We start from the raw sequence: 12,454 nt of genomic DNA, 5'->3' as shown, positions 1-12,454 counted from the left end.
TGACTCCTTGTTGTCTTAGTCGGCGATGACGGCCAAGCCGTCGGTGATCGCCATTTCGCCGGCGCCTACGCGCGCGGTCTCGAATGCGTACGTCGTGGCGCCGTCGCCGCGACCGCTGGTCCAGATCCGGGTCTCCAGGTCGTCGCCGGGCAGCACCATCTTGGAGAACCGCACTGCCAACCGCCGTAGCCGGCTGACGTCGGAGCCGGCCACCTCGGTGAGCACCGCCCAGGACGTGAACGCCATGGTGCACAGGCCATGCGCGATGATCCCGGGCAGTCCGGCATCGCGGGCGACTTCCTCGTCCAGGTGGATCGGCATCGGATCACCCGCGGCCGGCCCGTAGCGGAACGTCTGGTCGTGGTCGACGTGCTGGACGACCTTGGCCACCGGCGCCTGCTCGCGCAGTGCGTCGTCGAACTTGTGTCCAGGGCTGAGTTCGCCGATCCGTTTGCCCGCATTGTGTCCGCGGAAGAAACAGGTCACATACTGCTCGTTGACCAGTTCGCCTTCCTCGGTGCGGCATTCGAGCAGAATCGCCGCGCGGGTGCCCTTCTCCAGTCCTTCGTAGCCGATCATCTTGCCTCGGGAGATCAGCTTGTCTCCCGGTCGGATGGGTCGGTGGAACCAGAAGTCCTGCTCGCCGTGCACCACCCGCGGGATCAGCTCGACCGGTGCCACCTCCACGGCTGGAACCAGCAGTGACTCGAACACCGGCACGATCGCAAACACCGGCGGTGCGAGGTCGCCGCTGCGGTGCGCGGCGATCGGGTCGTTGGTCGCCTCGGCGTACTCGACGATCCGCTCCCGGGTGACCTCGAAGCGGTCCTCATCGCTCCACTTGTCCAGCCCGGCATCGTCGAATGCCAGATCGTCGTCCATCTCCGGCCGCCTCAGACCGCCGACGCGGCCAGCGCCTCGAGCTGGGCGAGGGTCTTATCGAGTTGCTTGGCACCGTCCTTCTCGACCGCCTTGCCCAGCGCACCCTTGATCAGTGCGCCCTCGAAGTCGCCGGCCACGCTGAATTGGGAGCCGTCGCCGTCGGGCGTGGCGGTGAAGTCGAAGCGGCACTTCACGCCCGCCATGCCGGTGCCCGACAGCGTCAGGCTGGTGGGTACCCGTCCTTATCAATGACCTTCTCGACGGTCCATTCGATCTTGTTCGCCATCCCGAGCATGACGATCTTGGCCGTCAACGTCGAACCCGGCGCCAAGGCCGCGGGCGGCTCGGTGAGCCACTTCTCGTGGATGGTGAACCACTTGTCCCAGCTGGACAGGTCGCTGATGGTGTCCCACAGCGCGTTCGGGCTGACGGCCAGGCTTTTGGTGGCTTCGATGTGTCCCATGACGTGTTCTCCTCGGTTGTCGACGGTTTAGCGCTCGGCGCGCTGGTAGGCGGTGACCACGGCGGCGCCGCCGAGGCCGATGTTGTGTTGCAGGGCAGCGGTGACGCCCGGCACCTGACGCTTGTCGGCGTCACCGCGCAGCTGCCAGGTCAGCTCGGAGCACTGCGCCAACCCGGTGGCCCCCAGCGGATGCCCCTTGGAGATCAGGCCGCCGGACGGGTTGACCACCCAGCGCCCGCCGTAGGTGGTGTCGCCGTCGTCGATCAGCCTGGGCGCGTCACCCTCGGCGCACAGGCCCAGCGCTTCGTAGAGCAGCAGCTCGTTGGCGGAGAAGCAGTCGTGCAGTTCGATCACCTGGAAGTCTTCCGGCCCCAGGCCGGACTGCTGGTAGACACGTTGCGCGGCTTGCACATTCATGTCGTAGCCGATCAGGTTCTTGGCGGAGCCGTCGAAGGTGGAGCCGAAGTCGGTGGTCATCGCCTGCCCGACGATTTCGACCGCCCGTCCAGCCAGGCCGTGCTTGTCGACGAACGCCTCGCTGGCCAGGATCGCCGCCCCCGAACCGTCCGAGGTCGGCGAGCACTGGAGCTTGGTCAGCGGGTCGTAGATCATCCGCGAGCCCAGGATGTCGTCGAGGCTGTATTCGTCTTGAAATTGGGCGTAGGGGTTGTTGACCGAATGCTTGTGGTTCTTGTAGCCGATCTTGGCGAAATGCTCGGCGGTGGAGCCGTGTTGCTTGATGTGTTCGCGGCCGGCAGCGCCGAACATCCACGGCGCCACCGGGAACAGCACCTCAGAGATCTCGGCCAGCGCGAGCACATGCTTTTCCATCGGCTGGGCGCGGTCGTCATAGGTGGACCCCAGCGAGCCGGGCTTCATCTTCTCGAAGCCCAGCGCAATGGTGCAGTCGGCCAGCCCGCCCCGGATCGCCTGGGCGGCAAGGTAGAGCGCGGTCGACCCGGTCGAACAGTTGTTGTTGACGTTGACGACCGGGATCCCGGTCAGTCCCAACTCATAGAGCGCCCGCTGCCCGGAGGTGGACTCGCCATAGACGTAACCGACGTAGCCCTGTTCCACCTCGCGGTAGTCGATCCCGGCATCGGCGAGTGCCTTGGTGCCGGATTCTCGGGCCATGTCCGGGTAGTCCCAAGCCGAACCGTCGTCGCCCCGTCGCTGGCCCGGCTTCTCGAACTTCGTCATTCCGACGCCGATCACATACACCTTGTTCGCCATGGTTCCCTTTCACATCCGACCAGTGGCTAGAAACATACAGACCTGATTGCATCTTTACAAGGGTCCGCGAAGGGGCGCCAGAGCGCGAAAGTGTGGGTTGTTGGCGGCCTGCGAAATCAGTCGGATTGCGGCAAAACGCCGGCGGCGACCTGACGCAGGTGCACGCAGGCGCGATCCCAGCGCCGCCGGGCCCGCTGCGGATCGTCGTCGACGAAGTTCGACACCAGGATGCCGCGCAGCGCGTCCATCGCGGTGTAGACGACGTTGCGAATCTCCTTCTGCGCCGGGTGCCCGGGCATCAACTGGGCGATCGCGGCGACCAGGGTCCCGTTGACGACGGCTTCCACCCGTTCGATGTGCTGCGCGAGGACCCGGTCGGTGCGGGCGGCGACCCAGAGTTCCACGGTGGCAATGAACATCGGCCCTTGGTGGGCCTCCCAGAGGAAGTCCAGGGCCGTTGCTACCGGGTCCGGAATGGATCGGACCTGACCGAGCTCCCGAATGGCGGCCCGGGTGCGCTGCTGGGCCAGATGCTCGACGGCGGCGACGACGAGGTCTTCTTTTGACCGGAAATGGTGGATCTGGGCACCCCGGGTCACGCCGGCCAGTTCGGCGATACGCGGCGTCGTGGTGCCGGAGTAGCCGTAGCTCACCAGGCATTCGATGGTGGCGTCGAGCAGGCGGGTGCGCATGGCGGCGCTGCGCTCGGCCTGGGTGCGCCGCGCCGCAGGCGCACTACTGCTCGCAGCCATGCCGCCACCTCCACCAGTTTCGAAACGCAACTCGCGCGTCAGCATAACTGTGCGGGGACACGTTTACATACGTTCTCGTTGGCATGTAATTATCCGGAGCTGCGCTCACCAGAGCATGTGCACCTGTTCGGCCCAGCCGAGCAGACCGCCGACGGCAACACTGGCGCCGTCGTCGGTGCGGATTCGCCCGTCGTAGTGTCCGAAGCATTGATGGGTCCCCGGCAGCGGTGATCGGTGATGGAACGGGGTGAAGGTCAGCTCCACCTGGTCGGAGTCTGGCGTGCGGATCTCCCAGGGACCGGTGTATTCGGGGTAGTGCCAGTCCAGTTCGGCGCCGATCTTGGTCAGTCGGCCGTCGACGCAGAGCGCGTTCTCGGTGCTGGCCGTGCCGACCGTCCACTTGCCGCCCAATTGCAGGCCGACCGTGTGGCCGTCGGTGTGTCCGGAGGCCGCGCCCCAGTTCCACACGGTGTTGGCCGGCCAGCGCCCGCGGCCGTGGTCGAGTACGCCCCACCCACCGGCGAAGTCGTAGGTGTCGCCACCGATCCGCACGACACCCGACGCCGGCCGCGCGGTGTGCTTGGCGGTGTACTGGAACCGCCGCTCGCTCCACGGCACAACCACGGCCAGCGTCTCGTGCCCGGGCGGCAGGGCGACGAACAGGTCGCCGGTCATCGGGCCGGCAGAGGTCTTGCAGGAGAACCGGATCCGGGTGCCGTCGGGCTCGGCGGTGAGGTCGATCGCGACCAGGCCCCGAGCCGAGGCCGGTCCGTCGCCGAGGCTCGACGGCAGCGTTATCCCCCACCCGCCCGGGTGCAGACAACTGCGGCTCACCTCACGCCCGGAATAGTCCAGGAAGAAGACGTTGCTCACCCCGAGGTAGTCGAGGTCGGCGACGGTGATCGCGATCAGGTGGGTGGGCGTCGTCAAACACCAGTACTCCCACCGCTTGGTGCGGCCCCAGCCGCGCAGGTTGCAACGGTGCAGCGGTGTTCGAGTCCAACCGATGGCGGCTGGGTTCAGCAACCCGGACGCGGTGCACAGATCGACAGCCTCGGTGATCTCGCGTTCCTCGGTGGCCATCGGCGGACTATAGCGTCGCCGGCCGGATGACGACGACCGACGTGGTCCGTCTCCCCGAGTCCTCCAGTAGCGCGATCACTCGGTCGTCGGCGTCGGTTGCCGCATAGATCCCGTCGATGCCCGCCGGTGTCAGCGGGCGGCCGTGGCTGACGTCGAGCGCCTCGTCGGCAGTCAGGTCCCGGCGCGGAAAGGTCTGCAGGCAGGCGTCATCCAGGCTGTAGCTCAGTCGTGGGCTCTCCCCCAGTTCGTCGAGGGTGCGAGCCTGATCCAGCCCGAAGCTGCCAGCCCGGGTGCGCCGCAACGCGGTCAGGTGTCCGCCCACGCCCAGCTCGCTGCCCACATCACGGGCCAGTGCGCGGATGTAGGTTCCCGCCGAACAGTCCACCTCGACATCCAGGTCGACGAATGGCCCGTCGCGCCGTACGGCCAGCAGCTCGAAGCGCTCGATGCGCACCGGCCGGGCGGGCAGTTCGACGACGTGGCCCTCTCGGGCCAACTGATAGGACCGTTTGCCGGCGACCTTGATGGCGCTGACCGCCGAGGGCACCTGCGCGATGTCGCCGCGCAGCCCGGCGATCGCCGCGGCGATCTGACTGTCGGTGATGTGCGCCGCCGAAGTCGTCTCCAGCACCTCGCCTTCGGCGTCCTCGGTCGAGGTGGTCTGTCCCAACCGAATGGTGGCGGCGTAGGACTTCTGCGACGCGGTCAACAACCCCAGAATCTTGGTGGCCCGTTCGATGCCGATCACCAGCACCCCGGTGGCCATCGGGTCCAACGTGCCGGCATGGCCGACCTTGCGGGTGCCGAAGAACCTGCGGCACCGCGATACCACGTCGTGGCTGGTGATTCCGGCGGGCTTGTCGACGATCACCAGGCCGGCGGGCGGGGGCGTGCTCACAGCACAATCGCCGTCAGCACCAGGCCACCCGCCACCGACCACCGCCCGCGCAACTCGGTCAGCGGAGGTCCGGCCAGCGCCGCGGGGTCGATCAGGATGCGGGAGACGAAGCTGCCGTCGGCGTCGAAGCTGATGTGGGCATCTTCGAAGCCCAACCACCGCCTGGTCAGCGGGAACCACACCTTGTAGGTAGCTTCTTTGGCACAGAACAGGATTCGGTCCCAATGCCAGTCTTGCGGCAGCGCCGCGAGTTCGTCACGTTCGACGGGCAGGCTGACCGCTTTGAGCACACCGTCGGGCAGCACGTCGTGTGGTTCGGCGTCGATACCCACCGATCGCACGTCGCCGCTGCGGCCGACCACGGCGCCTCGGAAGCCCGCGCAGTGCGTCAGGCTGCCGACTACGCCATCGGGCCAGGTGGGCTCGCCCTTCTCCCCCTTGAGAATCGGGACCGGTGGTTGCCCGAGCTCTTCCAATGCCAGTCGGGCGCAGTAGCGCGCGGTGATGAATTCATTGCGGCGCTTGGCAACCGAACGGGCAACCAGCGGCTCTTCCTCGGGCAGCGGAGCCAGTCCGGGCGGATCGTCGTAGCGTTCGGCCCAGGCCAGCGAACCCGCCGGTGCCCCAACAAGCACCCTGTCCAGCAGCTTGCTCATCGCGCCCGCCGTTGGCGCAGCCGTTCAGCGAACTTCGCACTGGCCTCACGCATCTCATCGGTGATGGCGAAGTGGCCGCCGAACTCGTTGAGGTACCCCGGCGGGTAGTACGGTTCGGGCAGTATCTGGCGCAGCCACCGGTGCGGCTGGCGTCGGCGCCACTCCCGCGGATAGCCCACCGAGACCTCTTCGAAGCGCACGCCGTCGTAGAACGTGGTGCGCGGGATGTGCAGGTGACCGTAAACCGAACAGGTCGCGTTGTAGCGCGTGTGCCAATCGGCGGTTTCGACGGTGCCGCACCACAGCGAGAACTCCGGATAAAACAGTGCGTCGCAGGGCTGGCGCACCATCGGGAAATGGTTGACCAGAACGGTCGGCGTCATCCAGTCGAGGTCTTCGAGCCGTTTGCGGGTGACCGCGACCCGGTCGCGGCACCATGCGTCGCGGGTGCCGTAGGGCTCGGGTGACAGCAGGAACTCGTCGGTGGCGACCACGTTGTTCTCCCGTGCAATGGCCAGGCCTTCGGCCTTGCTCGTCGCTCCGGCCGGAAGGAACGTGTAGTCGTAGAGCAGGAACATCGGCACGATGGTGGCCGGGCCGCCCTGCTCGGTCCAGACCGGAAAAGGGTGCTCGGGGGTGATGACACCCATTTGGTCGCACATGTCGACCAGATAGTCATAGCGCGAGCGGCCGAACACCTGCATCGGGTCCTTGTTGGTGGTCCACAGCTCGTGGTTGCCGGGCACCCAGATGACCTTGGCGAACCGCTTGCGCAGCAGATCCAGCGCCCAGCGGATCTCGTCGGTGCGCTCCGCCACGTCACCGGCGACGATCAGCCAGTCGTCACCGGTGACCGGATGCAGCGCCTCGGTGATCGGCTTATTGCCCAGGTGGCCGGTGTGCAAGTCAGAGATCGCCCACAGAGTTGGGCCATCTGCGGCCCTGCGCTCATGGGTGGTCACGAGGCTTCAGCCTAATAGGTAGGAAGAATTAGAACGTGTTCTCGCCTTCCGGGCAGTGGCCGGTGCCACAACTTGTACACTCCCGGCAGAACACCGGGCGGAAAAGAGGAGTGTCATGCTCACCAAACTGCGTCTGATCACCGCGTTGGGAGCGCTGGTGATGGCCGTCGTGATGGTCTGGCAACAGACACCCCCCAATCACGACGTCGCCGGCGGGTCCGCGGTGCAATTGCGTTCCACCGCGATACCGCTGGCACCCCCGACCACCTCGAGCAAAGCGGTCAACATCACCAACCCGCGTCCGTTCGACGCCTGCGAGGACATCCCCTACGACGTCATCGCACAGTTGGGCCTGGCATTCACTCCGCCCAAGCCGGTCGAGGGTGTGCGCTGCGAATTCGACTCCGGCAACTACCAGATGGCCGTCGAGACGTTCGTGTGGCGCAGCTACGACGAGTCGATTCCGGCTGACGCCATCGAGATGGACATCAACGGGCACCGGGCGGCGCAGTACTGGGTCATGAAGCCCACCGAGTGGAACAACCGGTGGTGGTTCTCCTGCATGGTGGCGTTCAAGACCAGCTACGGGTTGATCCAGCAGTCGCTGTACTACTCGCCGGTGTACTCCAACCCGGATGTGGACTGCCCCACCGAGAACCTGATGCGCGCCCACCAGCTGGCCCCGCACTACAAATACTGATCGCGTGGCCACTACCTCGCCACGGCTTGCCGATGTTGTGGTGAACCGGGCGCTACGGCGACTGCCGCCGCCCACCACCGGTTATACCGTGCGCCGGGAGCAGATCCCGATGCGCGACGGGGTTCAGCTGCGCGCCGACCACTACCAACCGACCGGCGAGGTGGCCGGCACCCTGCTGGTGCGCTGCCCCTATGGCCGCAAGTTCCCGTTCTCGCTGGTGTTCGCCCGGATGTACGCCGCTCGCGGGTACCGGGTGATCCTGCAGAGTGTGCGCGGCACCTTCGGCTCCGGCGGTGCGTTCGAGCCGATGGTCAACGAGGCCGCCGACGGTGCCGACACCGTGGCCTGGATGCGCACCCAACCATGGTTCACCGGGTCCTTCGGCACCATCGGGTTGTCGTATCTGGGCTTCACCCAGTGGGCGTTGCTGGCCGACCCGCCGCCGGAATTGAAGGCCGCCGTCATCACCGTCGGGCCGCACGATCTGTACCAGTCGACCTGGGGTGTGGGGTCATTCGCGCTCAACGACTTTTTGGGCTGGAGCCACATGATGGCCCACCAGGAGGTGCGTCCGCGGATCCGAGCCGGGCTGCAACAGCTGACCGCGCAACGCAGGGTCAAACGCGCCGCGGCCGCGTTGCCGCTGGGCTCGGCCGGCCGGGCCCTACTGGGCGACGGCTCCCCCTGGTACGAGTCCTGGGTCGAGCACCCTGATCGCGACGACCCGTTCTGGGACAGGTTGCGTCACCCGGTCGCCCTGGAGCAGACCCGGGTGCCGGTGCTGCTGCTCAGCGGCTGGCAAGACCTGTTCTTGGATCAGGCGCTGGCCCAGTTCGCGACGCTGGGCGACCGGGGAGCCGAGGTCGCGCTGACCGTCGGACCGTGGACACACACCGAGATGCTGACCAAAGGACTGCGCACCGTCACCACGGAATCCCTGGCCTGGCTCGGCACTCACCTGGCCGGCACCGACGGGCCGGCGCGAACCAGCCCGGTGCGCGTCAGCATCACCGGCGGCGGAGGCTGGCGTGACTTGCCGGATTGGCCTCCCGAGTCAACCGGCCGAAGCTGGTGGCTGCAGCCGGGCGGGCGGCTGGCCGAATCCCCGGTGGCCGACGGTGCGACAGACTCGGCGAGCTTTCACTACGATCCCGCCGACCCCACTCCCACGGTGGGCGGGCGGCTGCTCGCCCCGGGTGGCGGCTACCAGCGCGACGACGTGCTGGCGCGCCGCGCCGACGTGCTGACCTTCACCGGGGAGCCGCTGACCGCGGATGTCGAGGTGTTCGGCAGCCCGGTGGTGGAGCTGGCGCATTGCAGCGACAACCCGCACGTCGACCTGTTCATCAGGGTCAGCGAGGTCGACTCCCGCGGACGCTCACGCAATGTCAGCGACGGCTACCGTCGGCTGAACCAATCCTCGGGGACGGTCCGGATCACCCTGGACCAGATCGCCCACCGCTTCGCGGCCGGTTCCCGGGTCCGGCTGCTGATCGCCGGCGGCTGTCACCCCCGGTTCGCCCGCAACCTGGGCACCGGTGAACCCGCGATCAGCGGCGCCGCTCAGCGACCGGCAACGCACACGATCGACTTGGGCTCATCGGTACTGGTGCTGCCGGTGCACGCGGTGCGCTGACCCGCAAAGCGTCACGGGATCAACTCGCCGCTCAGCAGCGCACCGATGTCCATGGCTCCGGGCGCGTCGACCAGTGGGTCGAAGCCATCGACATTGGGCTCCAACATGATTGCCACGTCGGCAAGCGCGCCTTCGTCGAACCAGCCGTCGATGGTCAACGGGGGGAGATCGAATGTGTCAGGTGCGGTGGCCAACGCCTCGGCAGCAGCCGGATAGGGATCGAACCCGAAAACTTCGGCGATGAACTCCCACGCCGAATGGGCCAAATTTTCTAACACATTGAAGGGCCACGTGATGATGCCCCACAGATAAAACAGTATCCCCGGCACGAGGAAGATAATGGGGAATCGCCACTCCTCTGGGAACAAAAGCAGCACCGAGGAGAGCAAAGATTGCCACCACAACGTGTCCTCCGCTGCGCCACCGAGCGGACTGCCGGCGAGTTCCCCGGTGAGATCGTCGAGGCCCAGCAGCCCCCCGGGGTTGTCGGCTACGACGTCGGTCAAGCTCGCCAGGTCCAAGAGGTCCGCGGCGGCGGTCAGCGTGACCTTGGCACGTTCGATATCAGGTCTCGGTACGGGCGTGACGACGATCAGACCGGCGCACACCACGGCGATTCCGGCGACTGCTGTCGGGGTAGCCCAGGTACGGGTTGCAGTAGTCATCGCATGTACTCCTGATCTGCGTTCGCGCCGCGCGCGACCGACGATGTCCAGATTCCTGGCTGGCAAAGAACATCGTCAGTCGCGCGCGGCGCGGCGCCCTCAGTAGCGCACTACTGCAATTTCGGCCCGTGTGGCCGGCTCACGACTGTTGCTGCCCGCGGACCGCCGAGACCGCCTTGACCAACAGGTCTGACATCAACCGCTGCGGGTCCAACTGCTGGTCCGCGCTGCCCATCACGACGACCGATGTTCGTTCATCGAGCGCCGCCGTGTAGAGGTAGTCGGGATCCTCAGCGGGGTCCGCGACGGACAGCTTCACGCCGGTGGTGGTGACACCGTCGATGGCGGGAGCCGCAATGCGTTGCACCGTCCCGGTCGCCTCCGGCGATCCGGCCAGCGAGATCTGCTCGCAGCCCGCCGGATCGGCTGCCACCGCAATGGGATTGGGCGATCGCAGGGCGACGACATACATGTTGCCCTGGTCTCCCTGCCCGATCACGCCGGCGGCTTCGGTGCCGACGGTTGGATCGACATACGGCGGGATGACCACCGAACGGCACTGCGGCGGGTCGACTTGGGCGTCGGTGAACGCGGCGACCGCGGACCCGTCGATGTCGGCCTGCCCCAGCGTCTTTGCCGGATGCGCCTGCGCCGTGAAACCTTGCGGAAAGTCGTTCGAGACGGCGTCCACTCGTGAGATGTCGTAGGCCACCGGGTTCGCCCCGGCGGCGGGGGCCTGGGAGATGGGCGACTGGGCAACAGCGGGCCCCGCCGGGGCGACTTCGGTGCTGGTGCCGCACCCGGCGAGGGTTACCCCGGCGCCGAGTGCGGTCAGCAGTACCAGCCCGTATCTGGCGGCAAGCCGCCTACCGCGGTCCATACGTGGCATGACCGAGGCCCCGATCACCACCACCACCACCACCGATGCCACAACCGATGGCGCCAGTGGTGGCCCCACCACTGCGGCATGGGTGCCATGTGCACGTCGGTGGCGAACACGGAGTCCGCAGGTGCAGCCGGGAGGGCGATCTGGTTCCCGGCCACTTGGACCGCGGCCGGCGGCGCTGCGAATTCCCCCGGTGATGCCTGCGCCGGTCCCGCAGCACCGACCAACAGCGCTCCGGCGACCGCGCCGGCACCGATCGCTCGGGCGACCACGCGCCGGCACGAATTTCGTGAATTCAACATGATTTCCTCCCTCGTCAAGATTCCCGAATATCTCTTGATATTCGGAGAGTAGCACCGACAGGGATGCGCGACAACGGCTCGAATGAATAATTTTTTGAGTCTCGACAATTTCATATCCACCCGGCCGTGACCTCACGACCTCGGACGATTTACGCAGGTAGGTAGCCATCTACTGACATACTGATCCACTGATTCACGCAGGTCCGTATTTAATGGAATAATGATCGATCGAGCCGATTTAATATTCTCTAATACTACATAAATATTGACATGAACAATTAGTGTCAACTGGGCCAGCAGGCATCCGGCCGAAGCGGACGCATCCGCCGACCAAGCTCATGACCACCATCACGCAAGCCACGACCGATGCCGGTCGCGACGGTGGACGGGCTACGCTGGCGGTAGTACCCGGGTGAGGTTCCATCGCAACCGAAGGTCCACACGATGAGCGCTGCCAGCGATCCCCTCGACAACCGCAGATTCGGCGTCCCAGCCACCGGCTGGGCGCCGGCGCGCGAGACGGGGATGAAGCCGACTGAGCCGATTCCGCTGCGTCAAACCCGAACCCGCCGCACGGTCGACCTGTCGCCGGCCCAGCATCGCGGGCTCGATTTGTGGCAGCGCGACGCCGCCGACCGGGTGGGCTGCGCTCGTATCACCGGGCAGGAAGTCATGACGGCGCTGATCGACCAACTGCTCGCCGACCCAGAGCTCTCGGCACAGATCATTCGGACCCTACGGTCCCGTCGATAGCCGCGATCTGTCCCGTCGGGCCCTTCAGCCGACGGTGTCGCGGACCCGGGCGGTGACCGACTCGAGCTGTTCGACGGTGAACACCGGGGCACCCAGCTCCGGGTCGGCGATCGGTACCCGCACCCAGCTGGCGCAGCCGACGTAGTCAGGGCTGCGCGGCAGCCACACCGGTGTCGACAGCGGGAACACCTGGATCATCAACGCCGTCAACCGATGTTTGGGCCGGAAATCCAGCCGATCGGCGCGCACCGATTCAGCGGTCCAGATGTGTAAGTCCGCAATGTCCTCCAGCGCCGCGGGCCGCTCGACGGGCAGCGCCGCAACGACTTTCGCAGCGGCCCGTATCACAACCTGCTCAGCGGTGGAATCGGCGGCGGCCGGCGCGAGCAGATCGCGGTGTTCGGGACGGACCCGCTCGGCGTGGCTGTGTACCGATGTCGGAAACAGCAGGAACTGCTCGGCGCTGACATCGAAGCGCTTCTCGTGAATGCCGCCTTTGCGCAGCAGGATTCGTTGCCGGCCGGCCAGCAGCGCGGCAATGACAGCGCTCCACTCCTTCAACGCCATACCGTGCATTCCGTTC

At 66.5% G+C, this 12,454-nt stretch carries 14 protein-coding genes and 1 pseudogene; 3 read left to right on the top strand and 12 right to left on the bottom strand.

From position 1 onward, the window contains the following. Positions 1-15 precede the first annotated feature (15 nt). From NM962_15420 to NM962_15385, 8 genes and pseudogenes are all read right to left on the bottom strand, one after another. Positions 16-882: a MaoC family dehydratase N-terminal domain-containing protein gene (locus tag NM962_15420; GenBank protein ID UVO11360.1), complete on the bottom strand. Its 867-nt coding sequence runs from the start codon at positions 880-882 to the stop codon at positions 16-18. Between the two features lie 11 nt (positions 883-893). Next, positions 894-1,345, bottom strand: a pseudogene (locus NM962_15415) (SRPBCC family protein). A gap of 27 nt (positions 1,346-1,372) precedes the next feature. Continuing rightward, a complete protein-coding gene (locus NM962_15410) occupies positions 1,373-2,578 on the bottom strand; it encodes a lipid-transfer protein (GenBank protein UVO11359.1) in 1,206 nt (401 codons plus the stop codon). A gap of 116 nt (positions 2,579-2,694) precedes the next feature. After that, positions 2,695-3,330, bottom strand: coding sequence for a TetR/AcrR family transcriptional regulator (locus NM962_15405; GenBank protein UVO11358.1), 636 nt, complete (start codon positions 3,328-3,330; stop codon positions 2,695-2,697). 105 nt (positions 3,331-3,435) lie between these two features. Then, positions 3,436-4,413, bottom strand: coding sequence for a DUF2804 domain-containing protein (locus tag NM962_15400; GenBank protein ID UVO11357.1), 978 nt, complete (start codon positions 4,411-4,413; stop codon positions 3,436-3,438). A 7-nt stretch (positions 4,414-4,420) separates the two neighbouring features. Continuing rightward, positions 4,421-5,311 carry a tRNA pseudouridine(55) synthase TruB gene (gene truB, locus NM962_15395; GenBank protein UVO11356.1) on the bottom strand — a complete coding sequence of 297 codons (891 nt, stop codon included), beginning with the start codon at positions 5,309-5,311 and terminating at the stop codon, positions 4,421-4,423. After that, positions 5,308-5,967, bottom strand: coding sequence for a 4'-phosphopantetheinyl transferase (locus NM962_15390; GenBank protein UVO11355.1), 660 nt, complete (start codon positions 5,965-5,967; stop codon positions 5,308-5,310). The genes truB and NM962_15390 overlap by 4 nt, the downstream gene beginning before the upstream one ends. After that, positions 5,964-6,929, bottom strand: a complete 966-nt coding sequence (locus NM962_15385) for a metallophosphoesterase (protein ID UVO11354.1) — start codon at positions 6,927-6,929, stop codon at positions 5,964-5,966. The genes NM962_15390 and NM962_15385 overlap by 4 nt, the downstream gene beginning before the upstream one ends. A gap of 115 nt (positions 6,930-7,044) precedes the next feature. Between NM962_15385 and NM962_15380 the strand changes: the two genes are divergently transcribed. Both NM962_15380 and NM962_15375 read left to right on the top strand, forming a co-directional pair. Then, positions 7,045-7,629 carry a DUF3558 domain-containing protein gene (locus NM962_15380; GenBank protein UVO11353.1) on the top strand — a complete coding sequence of 195 codons (585 nt, stop codon included), beginning with the start codon at positions 7,045-7,047 and terminating at the stop codon, positions 7,627-7,629. Between the two features lie 4 nt (positions 7,630-7,633). Continuing rightward, entirely contained in the window at positions 7,634-9,265 is a 1,632-nt protein-coding gene (locus tag NM962_15375) for a CocE/NonD family hydrolase (GenBank protein ID UVO11352.1), read from the top strand. Between the two features lie 11 nt (positions 9,266-9,276). Here NM962_15375 and NM962_15370 read toward each other — a convergent pair whose 3' ends face one another. The 3 genes from NM962_15370 to NM962_15360 all read right to left on the bottom strand — a co-directional run bounded on the left by NM962_15370 (position 9,277) and on the right by NM962_15360 (position 11,118). Beyond that, positions 9,277-9,930, bottom strand: coding sequence for a hypothetical protein (locus NM962_15370; GenBank protein UVO11351.1), 654 nt, complete (start codon positions 9,928-9,930; stop codon positions 9,277-9,279). Positions 9,931-10,069: 139 nt separating this feature from the next. Continuing rightward, complete coding sequence (locus NM962_15365) at positions 10,070-10,861, bottom strand: DUF5642 family protein (protein UVO11350.1); 792 nt, start codon at positions 10,859-10,861, stop codon at positions 10,070-10,072. Then, on the bottom strand, positions 10,834-11,118 hold the full coding sequence (locus NM962_15360) for a hypothetical protein (GenBank protein ID UVO11349.1): 285 nt from the start codon (positions 11,116-11,118) through the stop codon (positions 10,834-10,836). Before NM962_15360 ends, NM962_15365 begins: the two co-directional genes overlap by 28 nt. A 444-nt stretch (positions 11,119-11,562) precedes the next feature. On the opposite strand from NM962_15360, the gene NM962_15355 reads away from it, so the two are divergent. Beyond that, complete coding sequence (locus tag NM962_15355; GenBank protein UVO11348.1) at positions 11,563-11,871, top strand: hypothetical protein; 309 nt, start codon at positions 11,563-11,565, stop codon at positions 11,869-11,871. 24 nt (positions 11,872-11,895) lie between these two features. On the opposite strand, the gene NM962_15350 is transcribed toward NM962_15355, so the two are convergent. Next, positions 11,896-12,447: a DUF1802 family protein gene (locus NM962_15350; protein UVO11347.1), complete on the bottom strand. Its 552-nt coding sequence runs from the start codon at positions 12,445-12,447 to the stop codon at positions 11,896-11,898. Positions 12,448-12,454: the final 7 nt, after the last annotated feature.

Source organism: Mycobacterium sp. SVM_VP21 (assembly GCA_024758765.1).
GTDB classification, from domain to species: Bacteria; Actinomycetota; Actinomycetes; order Mycobacteriales; family Mycobacteriaceae; genus Mycobacterium; species Mycobacterium heraklionense_C.
Note: the sequence above shows the minus strand (reverse complement) of the source record. Positions and strands in the feature narration are given on the sequence as shown.

Bases quoted from the DNA above. Each gene is read 5' to 3' on its own strand.
- NM962_15370 (UVO11351.1), bottom strand. From the start codon at position 9,930: ATGACTACTGCAACCCGTACCTGGGCTACCCCGACAGCAGTCGCCGGA.
- NM962_15355 (UVO11348.1), top strand. From the start codon at position 11,563: ATGAGCGCTGCCAGCGATCCCCTCGACAACCGCAGATTCGGCGTCCCA.
- NM962_15400 (UVO11357.1), bottom strand. From the start codon at position 4,413: ATGGCCACCGAGGAACGCGAGATCACCGAGGCTGTCGATCTGTGCACC.
- NM962_15420 (UVO11360.1), bottom strand. From the start codon at position 882: ATGGACGACGATCTGGCATTCGACGATGCCGGGCTGGACAAGTGGAGC.
- NM962_15380 (UVO11353.1), top strand. From the start codon at position 7,045: ATGCTCACCAAACTGCGTCTGATCACCGCGTTGGGAGCGCTGGTGATG.
- NM962_15360 (UVO11349.1), bottom strand. From the start codon at position 11,118: ATGTTGAATTCACGAAATTCGTGCCGGCGCGTGGTCGCCCGAGCGATC.
- NM962_15390 (UVO11355.1), bottom strand. From the start codon at position 5,967: ATGAGCAAGCTGCTGGACAGGGTGCTTGTTGGGGCACCGGCGGGTTCG.
- NM962_15405 (UVO11358.1), bottom strand. From the start codon at position 3,330: ATGGCTGCGAGCAGTAGTGCGCCTGCGGCGCGGCGCACCCAGGCCGAG.
- NM962_15350 (UVO11347.1), bottom strand. From the start codon at position 12,447: ATGCACGGTATGGCGTTGAAGGAGTGGAGCGCTGTCATTGCCGCGCTG.
- NM962_15410 (UVO11359.1), bottom strand. From the start codon at position 2,578: ATGGCGAACAAGGTGTATGTGATCGGCGTCGGAATGACGAAGTTCGAG.